This is a genomic window from Zhihengliuella halotolerans, assembly GCF_004217565.1.
Classification (GTDB): domain Bacteria; phylum Actinomycetota; class Actinomycetes; order Actinomycetales; family Micrococcaceae; genus Zhihengliuella; species Zhihengliuella halotolerans.
This window is the reverse complement of record NZ_SHLA01000001.1, coordinates 2032823-2050327: the sequence shown is the minus strand read 5'-3', so window position 1 is coordinate 2050327 and position 17505 is coordinate 2032823. Positions and strand designations below refer to the sequence as shown.

Below are 17505 nucleotides of genomic sequence, written 5' to 3'. Positions count from 1 at the left end.
TCTCTCGCATGCGTGGTGGGTCGGGGGTTCAGCGTTTGGGGATGGTGCGGGAGCGGCCGCGGAATTCGGCGAGCAGCTCGTCTTCGCCGCCGGGTACCGACTGCAGGATCTGCACGTCGTAGAGGCCGCTGCGCCCGCTGGTGGCGCGGCGGTCGGCGATCGCGGTGAGGGTGCGGCCCGGGATGCCGGGGCGCAGGAAGTTCACGTCGACGCCGGAGGCGACGGTGATCGTGTCGGCGCTGCCGTGGTGCGGGTTGCACGCCAGGGCGAACGTGGTGTCGGCGAAAGCGAAGATCATTCCGCCGTGCGCGATGCCGAAGCCGTTGAGCATCTCCTCGCGCAGTTCCATGCTGGTTCTCGCGTGGCCGTCGTCGAGGTGGAGGACCTTCAGGCCCAGCCAGGCGGCGGTGCGGTCGTCGGCGAGGATCGGGTGGTCCAGTATGGGCCGGCCGTGCATGTCCTCGGTTGTGGCCTCTGCCATCAGCGGACCTCCCTAATTATTTACCGAACGATCATTAGGTAACACCGAAAGTGTGAGCTGCGTCAAGTATCGAGGCGGGTTGTGACGAATCTCCGGGGTCGACTCGAGGGGCTCGGAGGGAGGCGTGCATAGATTTGGCATACCAAACTGCGATAAGCTGTGCCTGTAAACAACTCGTCCCGGAGAGGGCTGGTCCCATGACATTGATTCTCACGGCCTCGTCGCTGCAGGCCGCGATCGACATGCCGTCAACCGTCGCGGCCATCGAGGGCGTCTTCGGCGCCATCGCGCGCGGGTCCGCCGCTCAGCCGACCCCGCTGGCGATGCAGGTCGCGCCCGCCGATTCCAATTTCCTCGTGATGTCCGGGGTGGCCGCGGCGGAGGAGCTGGCTTCCGTGAAGCTGCTGGCCGACGTGCCCTCGAACGCCGGGCGGGGGCTGCCCACGCAGCGATCGACGATCATGCTCAGCGACCACGTCACCGGCGAAACCCTGGCCATCCTCGACGGCCGCGTGCCGACGCGCATCCGCACGGCGGCGGCTAGCGCGGTGGCGAGCAGGCATCTGGCTCGCCCCGGTTCCCGGGTCCTGGGGCTGGTCGGCGCGGGGGCGCTCGCGGTGGCTCACGTCGAGGCCATGCTCTGCGTCCTGCCGATCGAGCGGATCGTCGTGTGGTCGCGCACGAGCGAACGCGTCCATGGGTTCCGCGACGCCGTCGCGCATCACGGGCTGCAGGTCGATGAGGCCAGCAGTGTCGAGGAGGTCTTCGCCGAGAGCGACGTCGTGTGCACTCTGACGCCCTCGGTCGAGCCGATCGTGCGCGGCGACTGGTTCCGCCCCGGACAGCACGTCAACGCCGTCGGCGCCCGCCCGCGGCCCGGGGAGCGGGAGATCGATTCCGCGGGCATGGCCCGCGCCCGGGTGGTCGTCGACCACCGGGGGACCGCCGAGGCGAAGTCCGGGGAGTATCTGCTGGCGCTCGCCGACGGCGCGATCTCGAGCACCGATATCGTCGGGGAGCTCGGGCAGGTCATCAACGGCGACGTCATCGGGCGCGTGAGCGATGACGACGTCACGCTCTTCAATTCGGTGGGCATCGGTCTTCAGGATCTTGCTGTCGGGCGCCTAGCCTACGACCGCGCCCGCGAGCTGGGGCTCGGATACGACGTCGACATGTCGAACTAGCGCCGGGGCGCCGATACCCTAGGATCTCGAGGAGCGACTCAACGCTTGAACGACGGGGAGATGGAGGGACTGTGGCGGCTGGAGCCGGATTCACGTCGGAGGCGGTGCGCGTCACCGAAAGGATTCGCAACGAGATTATCGACGGAGTACGCGCGCCGGGCAGCAAGCTCGTCGAGCGCGACCTCGCGTTGGAGCTCGGCGTCAGCCGGCTGCCCGTGCGCGAGGCCCTGCAGGCCCTCGTCGCCGAGGGCATCGTGACCCCTCGTCCGCGGAGCTGGGCCATCGTGCGCGAATTCACGGCTTCGGACATCGCCGATCTCATCGAGGTGCGCGCCTCGCTCGAGGTCCTGACGTTCAAGCTGGCGGCGCAGCGGCATACGCGCAGCGCGCTGGCCGAGCTGCGGGAGGCGCTCGACGACGAGGTCCGCTCGGCCGCTGCGGGCGAGGCGCGGGAGGCCCGCCGCGCTGGTGTGCGCTTCCACGAGATCGTGACGCGAATGGCCGGAAACGAACTGTTGCTCGAGGTGCAGGCGTCGCTCTCCGCTCGGATGCGCTGGCTCCTGTCGCAGCATGACGACCTCGAGGGTATCGCGCAGGAGCACGCGGAGCTCTACGAGGCGATCGCGAGCCGCAACGTCGGCGGCGTGGAACCGCTGGTTCTTGCACATCTCGAGACCAGCCGCGCCAATGCCGCGGAGGCGACGGGACACCGCCTGGCCTGACCGTGCGGCGGATTCTCCGGGTTCATCACGCACCGTTTTGGTATACAGTTTAGGCGTGCCTTGAACATCCGTCGGGAAGGAAGCCCCGTGCTCATCCGCAATGTCCGCCCTTGGGCGGCAGAAGCCACAGACGTCCATCTCGAGGGCGACAGGATTTCGGCGGTCGTCCCGCACGATCCGCAACGCGAGCCGGGCGCGAACGACGTCGACGGGCGGGGCCGCATCCTGATCCCCTCCTTCTCCGACGTGCACGTGCACCTCGATTCGACGCGCATCGGACTGCCCTTCCGCGAGCACACCGGCGGGCCGGGCGTGTGGGCCATGATGAGCAACGATCGGGCGAACTGGCGCGAAGCGGAGGTCGGGCTGAACGAGCGCGTGGCCGGCACTCTGGAGCGCATGATCGCCCGCGGGACCACGCGGGTCCGTTCCTTCGCGCAGGTCGACGTCGACTGCAGGCTCGAGAAGTACGAGGCCGTCGTCGCCGCCAAGGAGAAGTTCGCGGACGCGGCCGACGTCCAGATCATGGTCTTCCCGCAGGCCGGGATCCTGCGGGAACCGGGGACGGAGACGTATCTGGAGGCCGCGCTGCGGGCCGGCGCCGACGTCATGGGCGGGATCGACCCGTGCCAGCTCGACCGGGATCCGGCGCGCCACCTCGACATCGTGTTCGATCTGGCGGAGAAGTATCAGGTGGACGTCGACATCCACCTCCACGAGCTGGGCACGATGGGTGTCTTCTCCACTGAGCTGATCGCCGAGCGCACGCGCGCACTCGGCATGCAGGGCAAGGTGAACATCTCCCATGCCTTCGGGCTCGGCGGCGTCGACGAAGCGACGACGCGGCGGCTCATCGAGACCTTCGCGGAGCTCGACATCTCCTGGACCACGGTGGCGCCGAGCGTCACGGACCACCTGCCGATCGCCGCATCGACCGTGGCTGGCGTGCGGATCGGCCTCGGCGAGGACGGCCAGCGCGACTACTGGAGCCCCTACGGCAACTGCGACCTGCTCGACCGGACCTGGCAGCTGTCCTTCGTCAATGGCTTCCGCAAGGACGAGCTGATCGAGCACGCGCTGGCCATCGCGACGATCGGCGGTGCCTCGATCATGAGCCGCGACGTGCCGCGGCTGGCCTCCGTGGCGGATCGGCCCGGCCTCGCCGTCGGCGACCGCGCCGACCTGGTGCTGGTCGACGGCGAGACGATCGCCTCGACCGTCATGGACCGCGGCGCCGATCGCACCGTGATCCACGACGGCCGCGTCGTCGCCGACGGGCTGAAGGTCCTCTCCGTCGCGAAGAGTTACTGAGCCGCGCCTTCCTCAATCCGGACGGCCTCGCGCACCCCGTCCGCCGACGGGTAGACGCCGGGGAACAATTCCCCGGCGTCGCGCCCGCGGTAATCCCGCTCGGAGTACGCCGCGACCATCTGCTCGAAGAGCGCCTGCCCTTCGGCCCGCAGCGCCTCCAGGTCGATTCCCGGCAGTGCTCCGTCGACGACGACGGGGCGGCCGGCCACGTACGTGTCGGTGACGTTGCGGGCCGAACCGTTGAGCACGAGCGTGCGCAGGGGATCCTCGAGGGTTCCGTCCCGGAAGTCGGACAGGGAGGCGACCATCAGGTCGGCCTGGGCTCCGGGGGAGAGGCGGCCGAGGTCCTCGCGCCGGAGCGCCCGGGCACCGCCGAGCGTCGCGGCGTCGAAGAAATCGGAGATCTTGCCGGCGTCCAGCCGCTTTTCGGCCAGGCGGGCCAGGTGCGTCCCGACGTCGATGCCCTTGATGAGGTCTGGCGGGAAGGAGTCCGTGCCGAGGCACATGTTGACCCCCGCCGCTTTGAAGGCGTCGAACGACTTGAGCGCCGAGGAGTAGTGGAAGCTTGTCAGCGGGCAGTGGATGATGCTGACGTCCTTCCGGGCGAGAACGTCCAGGGGCGCACCGTCCTCGGTGGCGCCGGGTTCGAGCGCGTCGATGACGATGCCGTGCGGGATGAGGATGCGGGCGTCGAGGAGACCGGAGTCGACCAGCTGCTCCAGCGTGGTCCGGCCCGTGAGCCGGGTCAGGAAACCGTCCTCGGCGGGGGACTGGAGACAGTGCAGGCGCACCAGGGCGTCGCGTTCGACGGCGGCGCCCGCGGTGGAGCGCATGAGCTCGTCGGAGAGCGTCTCGATCCGGCACGGCAGGAGCACGCCGGTCACCAGCGGATGGTCGAGCTCCGCGGCGTAGTCGAGGTAGCGGAGGGCGTCCTCGAAACCCTTTCGCCCTTCCTCCTCGTCGAAGAGGATCACCCGCTGCCCGTCGTCGTCGGTGACATTGATGCCCGAGCGGTAGGCGGGTCCGAGGAATCCGCGCAGCCCGATGTCCAGGCTGGTCTCCGTCATGCCCTTCAGCTCGTCGAAGGTCTCGGCCCAGGAGCTGTGGATCTCCGAGGCGATCGGCATGTAGGTGGTCACACCGTGCAGCGCGAGCTGGGCCAGGGCGAACCTGCGCACTGTCTGCCGCTGTTCGGGCGTGAAGACGTCGCGCCGGCGGTTCTCGAAGTAGTCCCGCGACCACTGCAGCCCCGGGGCGGTCTCCGGTGTGGGCCACGAGTCGAAGATCATGTGGTCGATGTCGGTCAGGGCGTCGAGGTCGATCAGTCCGGGCGTGATCAGGCTCTGTCCGAAGTCGCGACGTTCGTCGACGGGACCGTCGTATCCGGTGCCGACATAGAGGACCACGTCGTCTTGCAGGACGATGTGTCCGTCGGTGACGAGCACGTGCTGCGTCCCATCGAACCCGAGGATGTACCGGGCCGTGAGTTGGGTGATCAAAGTTCCTCCAGAGCCGTAATTTTGTATGCCAAAGCTAGCAGTTGATGGGCGTGAACCGCGGGCGGCACCGTTGCCGAGCGCCGCTGGTGCTTGAAATTCCGAATCGCCGCCTTGTTCGTCGACGTGATCCAGCTTACAGTTAGGTATACCAAAACGGGAGTGCGGGCCTTCGGTCCGGCATCAGCGAGAGGCATGGCATGGAAAAGGAATCCACCACGGAGGTGGACGCGGCGTCTGTAGCCGCTGAACCGACCCGGACGCGATCGCGGCTGTTCACGCCGACCGCGCGGCAGTGGGGCTTGATGATCGTCCTCTCCACGGCGATCTGCGTGGTGGCGATCCTGCTCGGCACCCACAAGATCGAGGTGGGGAACGCGGCGATCGTGCTCATGCCGATCCTGTGGGCCGTCCTTCTGGGCGCCGTGATCGGCGTCCAGCGGCTGCGGCCGCTCTCGGGCGAGAGCCGTGCGGTCTCCTCGGTGCTGCTCGATGTCAGCATCGTCCTGTTCCTTGCTGCTCTGGGCGTCAACGTCGGACCGGCCCTTGTGGAGCTGACCGACATCGGGCCGGCCATCATCCTGCAGGAGGTCGGCCACATCTTCGGCACCGTGCTGCTCGCGCTGCCGGTTGCCGTCGGACTGGGCCTCGGACGAGTCGCGATCGGCGCCACCTGGGCGATCGACCGCGAGTCCTATCTGGCCTATGCCCTGCAGAAGTTCGGCGTGAAGTCGCCCATCTACCGCGGAGTGTTCTCCGTCTGGCTGCTCGGCAGCGTGTTCGGCGCCGTCTTCGTGTCGCTGCTGGCCGGCCTGCTGGGCGGTACCGGACTCTTCGATCCCCGTGCGCTGGCGCTCGGGCTCGGGCTCGGATCGGGCTCGATGATGATGGGCGGCGTCGCGGCGCTGTCGATCATCTACCCGGAGAGCGCGGGGGAGATCCTGGCGCTGGCCGCGCTGTCGAACCTGGTGACCAATCTCGTCGGCTTCTACGCGGGCGTCTTCCTGTCGCTTCCGCTGGCGCAGCGGCTCTACAAGTTCTGGTCGAAGGTCTTCCGCCGGGACGACGAGGGGCGCCGCCTGGGCGGGAAGAAGGCCGAAGCCGCCGAGCGGCGAGCCCGGGAGGTGGATGTTTCGGCCGTCGTCGTGGATCCGGAAGTGAGGATGAAACCCAGGACCTGGATCTTCGCGTTCGGCGTCACGCTGGCCGTCGGCCTGCTCCTGAACTTCGCCGGAACCAAGAGCATCCGTCCGGCCGACGTCGCCGGCATCCTGGTGCTCGGCGGCCTGACCGCGGTGGCGTTCCTCCTGGCCCGGAAGTTCCGTTCCGTGCCGCCGAGCGTCTGGGTGCTGGCCCTGGCGACGCTGGTCACGGCCCCGTTCATGCCGACGGCGCCGGCCGTCGTGGCGGTGACCGAGCATCTCGACGCGCTGTTCGTCGGCCTCGCGTCGATCGCCCTCCTGGGCCTGAACCTCGGTCGAGACGTCAAGGCGCTCAAGACTCTGAACTGGAAGATCGTCATCGTCGCGATGATGACGTTCTCCTCGACCTTCATCGCCGCCGTCCTCCTGGCGGAGATGGTCATCAACCTCTAGCCGGAGGATGAGGGGCGAAGGCCCGGCGACACCTGGCGGTGGCGCCGGGCCTTCGTTCTGCCGCGAGCCGTCACAGCCCGGCGTCGACCCGTCGGCGATACTTGTCGCATGGCGTGCCGAAACGGCCGCCGTCGACGACGAGGAGAACACGTGATCGACACTCCGCCGGTTTCGAACCGGCACCGGGCGCGCCGCAGGTGGATGATCGGGGCGGCCGCCGGCGCAGCGGCTCTCCTCGCGGCGGGCGCCGCCGTCGGCGTCGCCGGGTACCTCGGCGCCTTCCACACGATCACGGCTGCCGACTTGGTGACCTCCGATGCCCGGATCCATCCGGTTGAATCGACCGCGTCGCTGTGCGACGAATCGTTGCCCTGCGTTGAGGCGTGGCGGACCGACGTCGGCGATTACCTCCGTTTCGGCAGCGTGGGCGAGGCGGAGTATTGGGAGGTCCTGCTCGGCGACGACGGGCGGCGATGGAAGAACATCGTGCTGGATCTGCGCGCCGCCAGGCCCGGTTTCGAGGAGCAGCGCTACGCGATCGACGCCCTGTTCAGCTACCGCGACTGGAACTAGCTTCCCGCCCCAGCCTGAGGATGTACTCAGCCGCCGCCGCGATGGCGATCTCGAGGCCCCGGAGACTGCGGTCGGGGTCATCGCCGTGGCTCGCCGCGCGGGCCAGGGCCGGAACCTCGGCTCCGTCGGGGATCCACAGCGGGGTCGGCGCCATGGAGTCAAGGGCCGAACCCAGGACGAGGATGTCCAAGAACGTGAGGACGTCCACCTGGTCCTCCGTGGGGATCCCGGCCTCGTTCAGGAGCTCGAAAGCGGCGTTGTAGAGCTTGAGCGTCGTCTCATCGTCCACGGGCTTGCGTACCAGCAGCGAGAGCGCCTCGGGGAAGATCGCCATGGAGGCCCGGTAGGCGCGGACCCACTCGGCGAATCGGTCGCGCCAATCGCGATCGGTTGCCGCGAACGGCGCGAGGTCGATTCGTTCGTAAAGGACGGCGCGCATCAGGTCGATGATCTCGTTCTTGCCGCCCTTGACGTGGTGGTACAGCGAGGAGGCGTTGACTCCGAGCTGCTTCGCGATCCCGGGGATCGTGAAATCGCCTTGGCGCTCCACGAGCCCCAGAGCCGCCTCGGCGATGATTCGGGGCGAGAGGATGTTCTGAGCGGGACGCGGCATGTCGTCAGTATTTCAGACCGCGTCCCGCCACCTGCCGCAACCTTCTCAGAAGACGACCACGGTGCGGCCCCTGGCTCCCGCGCGCATCGCGTCGAACGCCCCGTTGACGCCGTCCAGGCCGACGCGGTGCGTGATCAGACGGTCCACGGGCAGTTTCCCGGCCAGATAGAGCGAGGCCAGGAGGGGGAAATCGCGTCGTGGGACCGTGGATCCGTAGTTGGACCCGATGAGGCGTTTGCCCTCTTCGGCCAACGCGAGCGCGTCGATGGCCACGGGCCGGTCCTCGGGGGGAAGCCCGACGACGACGCCGGTCCCGCCGCGGGCCAGCAGCTCCGGCATGCCGGCGATGGATTCCGGACGGCCGATGGCCTCGAACGCGTAGTCGGCGCCCCCGTCGGTCGCCTCCCTGATCTGGGCCGCCGCGTCGTCGCCGGCCCGCACGAGGTGGGTGGCTCCGAAGGAGGCCGCCAGTTCCAGCGCCTCGTCGGTCACGTCCACGGCGACGATCGGGTTCGCACCGGCGAGGCCCAGGGCCATGATGATGCTCAGCCCGACGCCGCCCGCGCCGATCACCACCGCTGCGCGGCCCGGTTCCACCCCGGCGTCGTTGACGACCGCGCCGAAACCAGTGGAGACGGAGCAGCCCAGCAGCGCCGCGATCTCGAACGGGACGCCGTCGGGCACGACCACCGCCGCTTGTTCCGGAACCACGGTGTATTCGCTCATTGATCCGACCGCCAGATAGGGGTAGACGGGTTCCCCGTCGCGGGTCATGGGGGAACTCCCGTCGGGCAGGAGGCAGGTTTCCGAGTGCGAACCCGTGCAGACCCACGTGCGTCCGGCCGCGCAGGCCCGGCATTTCATGCAGGGTGCGAACCACGCGAGAATCACATGGTCGCCGGCCCGCGCGGTCGTGACTCCATCGCCGACCGCGACGACGGTTCCGGCGCCCTCGTGGCCCATGACGGTGGGCGACGGCATCCGCCAGTCCCCGTCGAGCACGTGGCGGTCCGAACCGCAGACGCCCGACGCGCCCATGCGAACGAGGATCTCTCCGGGGCCCGGATCCTTGACGTCGACATCGACGAGGTCGAGGACGGGGGAGCCGACGTGCAGAGCGGCACGCGAGATGGTGGTCATGGAGTCTCCTGGGTGTTGGAAGGGAGCGTGGGGCGTCCCCGGTAGAGGAGGCGGAAGGCGATCAGGTAGAACGCAGCGGCGACGACGGCCGCCGGCAGTGTCGCCGTGATGACGGAGAACGCGGGAAGCGTCTCCAAGGTGATCGGGTTGTACAGCCAGAGGTAGAAAGCGGCGCCCACGACGACGGCCGCGATGCCCGCCCAGTTGACCCCTCCGGAGAAGGCGTAGAGACTTCCGCGGCCGGCCAGATGGAGCTCGCGCAGGTCGAGGCTCTGGCGACGGAGGACGAAGTAGTCGGCCAAGGCCACCCCGCAGATCGAGGTCAGGAACGCCCCGGAGAAGAGGACGAACGTCATGAATTGCTCGTACATGAACTGCGGGAAGAACGCCATGATCGCCGGCAGCACGAAGAAGGCGGCGGTCAGGTACTTCCATGGGATGCGCGCGAACAGCCGGCCCGACGACTGTCTCAGTGCGAGGACCGTCGAGTAGACGATCGAAGACATCGACGTGATGTTCGCGAACCCGATGAAGACGAGGATGGCCGCGCCCAGAACGGGACCGCCGAGCGGCACCATCCAGACGGTCGGGTCGGAATCGCCGATGGTCAGCGCGGCCGCGAGGCCGACGGCCTGGGCGATCAGCGTCGCGACGAGCAGGCCGCCGTAGGCCGGCCAGAGCGCGGCCTTGCGGTGCTTTGTCATGCGCGCCAGAGAGCCCATGACCGGGTACCAGGACACTCCCACCCCGACGTTGAACTCGACGGCGACCATGAAATTCAGGGTGTCGTCGTCGAACGGCGCCAGCGGGCCGGCGGAAGCGAGCGAATCCCAGCTGGTCGCGGAGACGAGGACGATCATCATCAGGACGGTGACCACGGCGAGACCGGGTGCGACGTACTTGTTGAGGCGGCCGATCGTCACGGGACCCCGGGAGAGGACGAACCACGCGATGGCGATCGCGGCCAGCGCACCGACGGTCACGAGCGGGCCGTACTGGTCCAGCTCGGTCCCTGCGGCGGCGCCGACGACCTGGCTCGTGGCCCGGCCCGCCATGACCGCGAGCAGCGAGGACCAGCCCATCTCGGTGATCAGGATGATCGTGAAGACGATCGCGCCCACCCCGACGATGCCGAAGGCGCCACGGAGCAGCGTGTACTGCTCCGAACCGTAGCGCTGCGAGGCCGGAACGGAAGCCAGCACCATGAAGCAGAGCCCGATGGCGTTGCCGATGAGCATCGCCGCGATGCCATCGGCGAACCCGACGAGCAGCGCTGTGGACCCGCCGACGAGGAAGGCCCAGGTTGCGATGGCCAGCGCGGTGTTGACCCAGGTGAAGTCCCATCCGGACCAGGTCCGTTCGGCGGAGAGGAGCGGGAAGGTCCCGATGGTCTTCTCGCGTTCGAGGTCGGCGGATACCCCTGGATTCTGGTCCACGCCGGTGCCCGGTCCGCTCACAGCGCCATCACCGCCACCCCGATGAGGCAGGCGGCGACGGTGACGCCGACGTACAGGGCCAGTTCGCGCGGCGTCAGGACGCCGCGGCCGTCGTGGGAGTTCTCAGCGGAGTCGATGATCTCGATGCGCCGCTCGAGCTCGACCGCAACGGGCCGCGGCGTGCCGCCGGCGACCATCCGGTCCACGAAATCCTTTCGTGGCTGACTTGTTGGCGACATGTCTGCGCTCCTTGTGTGTCATGCGTGCTGGGCCCGATGCCCACAAACCAAATCGCATTTGGTTTAATAGTGTTGCCTGTGATCGGGGTCTCGTCAAGAGGGGTCCGGCAGGCGTCACACGAGAGGAACCCGCCGCATGAGAAAAGTGCACGTAGCCGAAGAGAGCCCCGAGACGGGGGCATCGGTGTCCGTCGCCGTCGCCCAGGCGGAGGCCGTCGTCGGCGATATCGAAGCGAACTTGTCGACCCTCGCGGCGCTGATCGAGCGCGCGGCGGGCCAGGGCGCCGACGTCGTCGTCACCCCGGAGTTGTTCGCGACCGGCTACGATCCGGCGGGCGCGTGGCGCCACGACGGAGCGGCGATCCGCGACGCGATCGCGGGCCTCGCCCGGGCCTGCGGCATCGCGGTGATCGGGTCCACCATCGAGACGCGGCATGACGACGGCGGCCCGCGCCACTACATCGCGGCCTCCTTCTTCTCCGCGTCGGGCCGCGAGCTCGCCCGCAGTCTCAAGGCGCACCTGTTCGGAGCAGCGGAACGCGCGCACCTGGGGACGCTCGGCTACGGGTCCGTCTTCGAGTTCAACGGCCTCCGCTGCGCCATGGGAACCTGCTACGACGTGGAGTTCCCCGAATTCGTCCGGCACGGCGCGCGCGCCGGCGCCCAGCTGTTCCTCGTGCCCACTGCGGTCCCGGCCCTCCACCATCAGGAACCCGGGCGGGGCCCGGCCTGGAGCTACGACGCGACGCAGACATCGCTCCTGCAGGTCCCGGCGCGCGCACTGGAGAACGGTGTGGCCATCGCGTACGCGAACCACGCGGCGGCCGGGTTCACGGCGCACAGCTGCATCGCGACGCCGTACGGGCGCAACGCCGCCCTCATCGAGGCGGGCGAGGGTGTCGCCGTCGTGCGCGTCGACGCGGCGAGCATCGACGCGGCGCGGCGGCTGAACACCTACCTCGTCGATGTGGACCGGCCGGGGCTGCGGAACGAGTGAGGCCGGGCGCCCCGTCGCAACGGGGAGCGCCCGGCCTCAGCGCGGCGTGGAGGGTGCCGCGGCCCTAGACCTTTTCGGTTGCCCCCAGCGCGTCGAGGACGTAGGCGTAGTCCCACGCGCGGTCCTTCCAGCCCTCGTAGCGCCCGGAGGCTCCGCCGTGGCCGCCGTCCATCTCGATCTTCATGACAATCGGCTCCGTGCCGGTCGTGACCTCGCGCAGCTTCTGCACCCACTTGGCCGGCTCGACGTAGAGCACGCGCGTGTCGTTGAGGCTCGTGACGGCCGCGATCTTCGGGTACGGCACGGGGGCGATGTTCTGGTACGGGGTGTAGGACTTCATGTACTTGTACACGGTCGCGTCCTCGATCGGGTTGCCCCACTCCTCCCACTCGAGCGCGGACAGCGGGAGGTCCGGGTCGAGGATCGAGGTCAGCGCGTCGACGAACGGCACCTGCGCCACGATCGCCCGGTACAGCTGCGGGGCGAGGTTCGCGACGGCGCCCATGAGGAGCCCGCCCGCCGAACCGCCCATCGCGGCGACCCGGTCCGGCGCCGCCCATCCGGCCTTGACGATGTGCTCGGTCACCGCGATGAAGTCGGTGAACGAGTTCTTCTTCGCGAGCTTCTTGCCGTCGTCGTACCAGGACCGCCCCAGCTCGCCGCCGCCGCGCACGTGGGCGATCACGAAGACCACGCCGCGGTCCAGCACGGAGAGGCGCGGAATCCCGAAGGTCGGATCCATGCTCATCTCGTAGCTGCCGTACCCGTAGACGAGCGCCGGGCTGCTGCCGTCCGCGGCCACCGAGGCGTGGCGCATGATGGTGACGGGGATGCGCGTGCCGTCGGCCGCCGTCGCCCAGTCGCGCTCGGCGACGTAGTCGTCGGCGTTGTAGCCGTTGACCGGCGTCTCCTTGCGCAGGGTCAGCTCGCCCGTCGCGAGCTCGTAGTCGTAGATGCGCGGCGGCGTGAGGAACGAGGTGTACTCGACTCGCACGAGCGGGGATTCGAAGTCGGCACCGGCGAGCGAGGCGGTGTACAGCGCCTCGTCGAAAGCGGGCTCCACGGGTTCGCTCTGGGCCTCGGTGCCCAGACCGACGAGCGGGAGGATCTGCACGCGCTCGGTCGTGTCCCGGCGCAGCCCGACCAGCAGGTGGGTCGCCGTCACGGCCGTGCCCTCGATCTTGACGTCGTCGCGGTGGGCGAACACCGTGGCCCACTCCTGCTCGGCGAACGGCCGGGCGAACTCGGCGTCGGCGACGAGCGAGACCATGTTGTTCGGCGCCTTCTCGACGTGCGGGGTGCGGTTGCTCGTGACGACGTAGTGGCGGCGCCCGTCGATCGAGACGGGGTCCATTGAGTGCAGCACGCGCTCGTCGCGCGAGAGCAGCAGACGCGGCCGGGCGTCGGGGTCCGAGATGTCCAGGGTGTGGGACTCCGAGTATTCGGAGTTGCCCACGGAGATCAGTAGTTCCGTGCGGTCGGGGGAGAGGTCGAACCCGGTCCACATTCCCGCGTCCCCCTCTTCGAAGAGGACGACGTCGTCGATCGCCTCGGTGCCGAGGACGTGCACCTTGATCTGATGCGGGCGCCACGTGTCGTCGACGACCGTGTAGTACACGCGCTCGCCGTCCGGGGAGAAGGCCAGACCGTAGAAGACGCCCTCCACGGTGTCGGCGAGCAGCTCGCCCGTGCGCAGGTCCTTCACGCGGAGGGCGAAGCGCTCGTCCCCGGCGTTGTCAACGGCGTACGCGAGCAGGTTCCCGTCCTCGGAGACCGCCATGCCGCCGAGGGAGAAGAAGGGCTGGCCCTCGGCCTCGGCATTGCCGTCGAGCAGGACCTGCTCGCCGTCGATCGGCGTTCCGCTCTCGATCACGGGCGGGGTCCAGTCGGCACGCGCGTCACCTGTGTCGGCGGCCGCGACACGGCACTGGACGAAGTACTGCTTGCCCTCCTCGGTGCGGGTGAAGTACCACCAGCCGCGCTTCCGGGCAGGGACGGAGAGATCTGTCTCCTCGGTGCGGTTCTTGATCTCGGCGAAGATGGCGTCCCGCAGCGGCTGCTGGTGTTCGGTCGCGGCAGCGGCGTACGCGTTCTCGGCCTCGAGGTGCGCGACGACCTCGGCGTTGTCTTTCTCGCGCAGCCACTCGTAGTTGTCGACGAAGGTGTCGCCGTGGTGGGTGCGCTCGGTCGGCACCTTCTTGGCGCGCGGGGGAGTGGCGCCGGCGTGCGGCGTCGTCGTGGTGGCGACGGCCAGCTCGGCGTGGGACGGGCCGCGCTCGGCGGGGGAGCTGGCGGACAGCGTGGGTTCACTCATGGACCCATTCAACTGCAGACGCCCCGATTCCGCGCGGGTGCGCGCGCCGTGTTCGCCGATAGCGGCATGCCGTAACCCGTAGCGAGGCGGCGCGCAGCCCTCGGAGCCTTGTGCAATCGAAAGCGCGGGATCAGCGCAAGAAATACGCAAGAGCGGTGCCGCTCGAAGGTGGCCCTCATCACTTGCGACCGGTCGCCCGGGGCGCTTGCTCCAGTGAGTACGGGGATGTCGTGGATCGCCCGGTCGGATGGGATACCGGCAGGCTTTCTTGAGGTCGGTTACTGAACCGTAGATTCGCTCCATTCACCTACTACTTCAGAAAACAATGATTGGGGAGTCCGCATGGGGATGGAACGTCGAACAGTGGTCAAGGGCGCGGCATGGAGTCTGCCGGTCATCGCGGCGGCGGTAGCCGCACCGGCCGCGGCCGCGTCTGACGGGGGCGAGGCCGCGTGCGTGCCGACGCAGATGCATCTCGACTGGGCGCGCGACTACCGGCGGACCGGCGCGACGGCGGGGTCCGCCGCGGTGGGCGACGGCGGCACGCCGATCGCGCTGACCGTCACGCAGGCCGGCATCGGGGCGAATACGCGCACGGGCAACCAGGCGCGGACGGAGAACCTCAACCTGGCCGTGTCCTCCTTCGCCGTCGGCGGGACGGCGAGTGCCGGCCTGGCCATCCACCAGTCGCCGATCAGCAACTCGCGCAAGGCCGGGTCGACGTCGTCGGCCGCGCGCATCGCAGAGAACTCGCAGACGATCCGCTTCGATTTCAGTGAGCCGGTCGATCGGCTCTCGTTCCTGATCACCGACATCGATGCGGCCGCCTACGACTACTTCGACCGCGTCGTCATCGAATCGGGAGCCGCCTTCACGGCCTCCAGCGGCGGCGGCAGCATTGTCGCGGGATCTGGTACGACGACGGATCCGTTGCGCGCTGGCCGGATCGAGCCCGTCCCAGAGACCAGCGGGCGGGCCAATGCCACCGTCTCGTTCCTCGAGCCGGTGACCTCCTTCAGCCTCACCTACCAGAACGTCGAGTCGCGCTCGAACTCGCGCATCGACGGCGACCAGGCGATCTTCCTCTCGGCGCTGAGCTTTACCACCACCTGCTGAGACGGCGCCGGCCGGAGCTGCTCGGGCTCCGGTCGGGTGTGGTGTTGACCACTCGGGCGGGAACGCATATCCTGAACGAACGGTCAGTAAATAAATCCCGAGTGAGGTAATGATGGCTGAGCACCACACCAGGCAAGCGGCGGAGGGCAAAGGCGCCCACCTGTCGGCCGTGCCGTCCGAGGAAGAGCGCGCCGGGCAGGCGCGCTTCGACGAAATCATCGCCAAGGACTCGCGCATCGAGCCGCGGGACTGGATGCCGGAGGGTTACCGCAAGACCCTGACGCGGCAGATCTCCCAGCACGCGCACTCCGAGATCATCGGCATGCAGCCGGAGGCCAACTGGATCACGCGCGCTCCGAGCCTCAAGCGCAAGGCCATCCTCATGGCCAAAGTCCAGGACGAGGCCGGCCACGGGCTGTACCTCTACTCGGCCGCCGAGACGCTCGGCACCCCGCGCGACGAGCTCAACGACCAGCTGCTCTCCGGGCGGGCCAAGTACTCCTCGATCTTCAACTACCCGGCCCGCACCTGGGCCGACATGGGCGCGATCGGCTGGCTCGTCGACGGCGCCGCGATCGCCAACCAGGTGCCGCTGTGCCGCGCCTCCTACGGCCCGTACGGCCGCGCGATGGTGCGCGTCTGCAAGGAGGAGTCCTTCCACCAGCGCCAGGGCTTCGAGATCCTGCTCGAACTCGCGAACGGCACGGCCGAGCAGAAGCAGATGGCTCAAGACGCCGTGAACCGCTTCTACGAGCCCTCCCTCATGATGTTCGGACCACCCGACGGCGACTCGCCGAATTCGCAGCAGTCGATGGCGTGGAACATCAAGCGCTTCACCAACGACGACCTGCGCCAGCGTTTTGTGGGCATGATCGTCGAGCAGGTCAAGGTCCTCGGGCTCACCCTGCCGGACCCGGAGCTGCGCTTCGACGAGACCGCGGGCCAGTGGATTCACAAGGAACTGAACTGGGACGAGTTCAAGGCCGTGATCTCCGGCCACGGGCCGTGCAACGCCCAGCGCCTCGCGCGCCGCCGCGAGGCCCACGAGAACGGCGCCTGGGTGCGCGAGGCCGCCGCGGCGTACGCGGCCCGGCAGACCGAGAAGGTGGCGTGAAGTTGACTGAGAACACCAGCTGGCCCCTCTTCGAGGTCTTCGTGCGCTCCTCCCGCGGGCTCTCCCACGTGCACGCCGGATCGCTGCACGCACCCGACGCCGAGATGGCCGTGCGAAATGCGCGCGACCTGTACACGCGCCGCAACGAAGGCGTGTCCCTGTGGGTCGTGAAATCGGAGGACATCATCACCTCTGATCCCGACGCCAAAGACCAGTTCTTCGAGTCGCCCAAGGGCAAGGACTACCGCCACGCGACCTACTACACCAAGAGCGAAGGGGTGAAACACCTGTGAACGCCTCCAACACCCACATCACGGAGGGCATCGAGGACGACTTCGCCTCCTTCGGAGACATCACCGCCTCCGCCACCCGCGTCACTCCCGGCAACGCGCTGCGCCCGGAGGACATCGCCGTGGCCGGCGAGGGGCCGGCGTCGGACGCGGTGGCCGAGTACGCCCTGCAGCTGGGCGACGACGCCCTGATCCTCGCCCAGCGGCTCTCCTGGTGGATCTCGCGCGCCCCCGAGATCGAGGAGGACGTGGCCCTCGGCAACATCGCCCTCGACCAGCTCGGGCACGCCCGCTCGTTCCTGATCTACGCGGGCAAGCGCTTCGGCAAGACCGAGGATGAACTCGCCTACTGGCGTGAGGAGGACGAGTTCCGCTCGTGCCACCTGGTCGAACAGCCGAACGGCGATTTCGCCGTCACGATCGTCCGCCAGCTCCTTGTCGCCGTCTTCCAGAACCTGCTCTACACGGAGCTGACACGGTCTAGCGACGAGACCATCGCGGCCATCTGCGCGAAGGCCGTCAAGGAGGTCGACTACCACCGCGACCACGCCATCCAGTGGACCTTGCGCCTCGGCCGCGGCACCGAGGAGTCGGCGCGCCGCATGCGCGTCGCCCTCGCCGATCTCTGGCCGTACGTGGGCGAGCTGTTCGTCGACGAGCAGCTGCACGACGACGTCGGCACCGCCGGGGCGCGCCCCTCCACGCTGCGTGCGGCGTGGGACGAGGAGATCGCGGCCGTCCTCGCCGACGCCGGGCTCGACGTCCCGCAGGTGCCCGACGCGATGGCCCGCGGCCGCCACGGCGAGCACTCCGAACACCTGGGCTACCTGCTCGCCGAGATGCAGGTCCTCGCCCGCAAGCATCCCGGCGCGAGCTGGTAGAAG

Annotated in this window: 17 protein-coding genes; 10 read left to right on the top strand and 7 right to left on the bottom strand. The window is 68.7% G+C overall.

Annotated features, from left to right (window positions below):
- Positions 1-28 precede the first annotated feature (28 nt).
- A complete protein-coding gene (paaI, locus tag EV380_RS09325; RefSeq protein ID WP_130450916.1) occupies positions 29-481 on the bottom strand; it encodes a hydroxyphenylacetyl-CoA thioesterase PaaI in 453 nt (150 codons plus the stop codon).
- Between the two features lie 197 nt (positions 482-678).
- On the opposite strand from paaI, the gene EV380_RS09320 reads away from it, so the two are divergent.
- From EV380_RS09320 to EV380_RS09310, 3 genes are all read left to right on the top strand, one after another.
- Positions 679-1665 (top strand): ornithine cyclodeaminase family protein, encoded by a 987-nt coding sequence (locus EV380_RS09320; protein WP_130450915.1) that lies wholly within the window; start codon positions 679-681, stop codon positions 1663-1665.
- A gap of 71 nt (positions 1666-1736) precedes the next feature.
- Positions 1737-2387, top strand: coding sequence for a GntR family transcriptional regulator (locus EV380_RS09315; protein WP_130450913.1), 651 nt, complete (start codon positions 1737-1739; stop codon positions 2385-2387).
- An 87-nt stretch (positions 2388-2474) separates the two neighbouring features.
- The gene (locus tag EV380_RS09310; protein WP_130450911.1) at positions 2475-3698 is read left to right on the top strand and encodes an amidohydrolase family protein; all 1224 of its coding nucleotides are present in this window, start codon (positions 2475-2477) and stop codon (positions 3696-3698) included.
- On the opposite strand, the gene EV380_RS09305 is transcribed toward EV380_RS09310, so the two are convergent.
- Entirely contained in the window at positions 3692-5197 is a 1506-nt protein-coding gene (locus EV380_RS09305) for a chlorohydrolase family protein (RefSeq protein ID WP_102157738.1), read from the bottom strand. The two genes, EV380_RS09310 and EV380_RS09305, sit on opposite strands and share 7 nt — an antisense overlap.
- A gap of 197 nt (positions 5198-5394) precedes the next feature.
- On the opposite strand from EV380_RS09305, the gene EV380_RS09300 reads away from it, so the two are divergent.
- Positions 5395-6789, top strand: coding sequence for a DUF3100 domain-containing protein (locus EV380_RS09300; RefSeq protein WP_242607564.1), 1395 nt, complete (start codon positions 5395-5397; stop codon positions 6787-6789).
- Positions 6790-6939: 150 nt separating this feature from the next.
- Positions 6940-7362 carry a hypothetical protein gene (locus tag EV380_RS09295; protein WP_130450909.1) on the top strand — a complete coding sequence of 141 codons (423 nt, stop codon included), beginning with the start codon at positions 6940-6942 and terminating at the stop codon, positions 7360-7362.
- On the opposite strand, the gene EV380_RS09290 is transcribed toward EV380_RS09295, so the two are convergent.
- The 4 genes from EV380_RS09290 to EV380_RS09275 are packed head-to-tail and all read right to left on the bottom strand — an operon-like array spanning position 7340 to position 10790.
- Positions 7340-7975, bottom strand: coding sequence for a TetR/AcrR family transcriptional regulator (locus tag EV380_RS09290; protein WP_130450907.1), 636 nt, complete (start codon positions 7973-7975; stop codon positions 7340-7342). The genes EV380_RS09295 and EV380_RS09290 overlap by 23 nt on opposite strands.
- A gap of 45 nt (positions 7976-8020) precedes the next feature.
- Positions 8021-9115 (bottom strand): alcohol dehydrogenase catalytic domain-containing protein, encoded by a 1095-nt coding sequence (locus tag EV380_RS09285; RefSeq protein WP_130450905.1) that lies wholly within the window; start codon positions 9113-9115, stop codon positions 8021-8023.
- Positions 9112-10551, bottom strand: coding sequence for a purine-cytosine permease family protein (locus tag EV380_RS09280; protein WP_242607563.1), 1440 nt, complete (start codon positions 10549-10551; stop codon positions 9112-9114). Before EV380_RS09280 ends, EV380_RS09285 begins: the two co-directional genes overlap by 4 nt.
- A gap of 17 nt (positions 10552-10568) precedes the next feature.
- Positions 10569-10790: a hypothetical protein gene (locus EV380_RS09275; protein WP_130450901.1), complete on the bottom strand. Its 222-nt coding sequence runs from the start codon at positions 10788-10790 to the stop codon at positions 10569-10571.
- Between the two features lie 136 nt (positions 10791-10926).
- Between EV380_RS09275 and EV380_RS09270 the strand changes: the two genes are divergently transcribed.
- Positions 10927-11787 carry a nitrilase-related carbon-nitrogen hydrolase gene (locus EV380_RS09270; protein WP_130450899.1) on the top strand — a complete coding sequence of 287 codons (861 nt, stop codon included), beginning with the start codon at positions 10927-10929 and terminating at the stop codon, positions 11785-11787.
- Between the two features lie 64 nt (positions 11788-11851).
- Here the strand turns inward: EV380_RS09270 and EV380_RS09265 are convergent, their stop codons facing one another.
- A complete protein-coding gene (locus EV380_RS09265; RefSeq protein WP_130450897.1) occupies positions 11852-14101 on the bottom strand; it encodes a S9 family peptidase in 2250 nt (749 codons plus the stop codon).
- Between the two features lie 348 nt (positions 14102-14449).
- Here EV380_RS09265 and EV380_RS09260 point away from each other — a divergent pair, with 348 nt between their 5' ends.
- The 4 genes from EV380_RS09260 to paaC all read left to right on the top strand — a co-directional run bounded on the left by EV380_RS09260 (position 14450) and on the right by paaC (position 17502).
- Positions 14450-15217, top strand: a complete 768-nt coding sequence (locus EV380_RS09260; protein ID WP_130450895.1) for a hypothetical protein — start codon at positions 14450-14452, stop codon at positions 15215-15217.
- A 112-nt stretch (positions 15218-15329) separates the two neighbouring features.
- On the top strand, positions 15330-16331 hold the full coding sequence (gene paaA, locus EV380_RS09255; protein WP_102157755.1) for a 1,2-phenylacetyl-CoA epoxidase subunit PaaA: 1002 nt from the start codon (positions 15330-15332) through the stop codon (positions 16329-16331).
- Positions 16328-16624, top strand: a complete 297-nt coding sequence (paaB, locus tag EV380_RS09250; RefSeq protein ID WP_423219022.1) for a 1,2-phenylacetyl-CoA epoxidase subunit PaaB — start codon at positions 16328-16330, stop codon at positions 16622-16624. Before paaA ends, paaB begins: the two co-directional genes overlap by 4 nt.
- The gene (gene paaC / locus EV380_RS09245; RefSeq protein ID WP_130450893.1) at positions 16621-17502 is read left to right on the top strand and encodes a 1,2-phenylacetyl-CoA epoxidase subunit PaaC; all 882 of its coding nucleotides are present in this window, start codon (positions 16621-16623) and stop codon (positions 17500-17502) included. Before paaB ends, paaC begins: the two co-directional genes overlap by 4 nt.
- Positions 17503-17505 lie beyond the last annotated feature (3 nt).

What these genes read in the sequence shown, in the direction of transcription:
- EV380_RS09290 (WP_130450907.1), bottom strand. Translation starts at nt 7,975, where the DNA reads ATGCCGCGTCCCGCTCAGAACATCCTCTCGCCCCGAATCATCGCCGAG.
- paaA (WP_102157755.1), top strand. Translation starts at nt 15,330, where the DNA reads ATGGCTGAGCACCACACCAGGCAAGCGGCGGAGGGCAAAGGCGCCCAC.
- paaI (WP_130450916.1), bottom strand. Translation starts at nt 481, where the DNA reads ATGGCAGAGGCCACAACCGAGGACATGCACGGCCGGCCCATACTGGAC.
- EV380_RS09275 (WP_130450901.1), bottom strand. Translation starts at nt 10,790, where the DNA reads ATGTCGCCAACAAGTCAGCCACGAAAGGATTTCGTGGACCGGATGGTC.
- EV380_RS09265 (WP_130450897.1), bottom strand. Translation starts at nt 14,101, where the DNA reads ATGAGTGAACCCACGCTGTCCGCCAGCTCCCCCGCCGAGCGCGGCCCG.
- EV380_RS09260 (WP_130450895.1), top strand. Translation starts at nt 14,450, where the DNA reads ATGGAACGTCGAACAGTGGTCAAGGGCGCGGCATGGAGTCTGCCGGTC.
- EV380_RS09270 (WP_130450899.1), top strand. Translation starts at nt 10,927, where the DNA reads ATGAGAAAAGTGCACGTAGCCGAAGAGAGCCCCGAGACGGGGGCATCG.
- EV380_RS09300 (WP_242607564.1), top strand. Translation starts at nt 5,395, where the DNA reads ATGGAAAAGGAATCCACCACGGAGGTGGACGCGGCGTCTGTAGCCGCT.
- EV380_RS09285 (WP_130450905.1), bottom strand. Translation starts at nt 9,115, where the DNA reads ATGACCACCATCTCGCGTGCCGCTCTGCACGTCGGCTCCCCCGTCCTC.
- EV380_RS09320 (WP_130450915.1), top strand. Translation starts at nt 679, where the DNA reads ATGACATTGATTCTCACGGCCTCGTCGCTGCAGGCCGCGATCGACATG.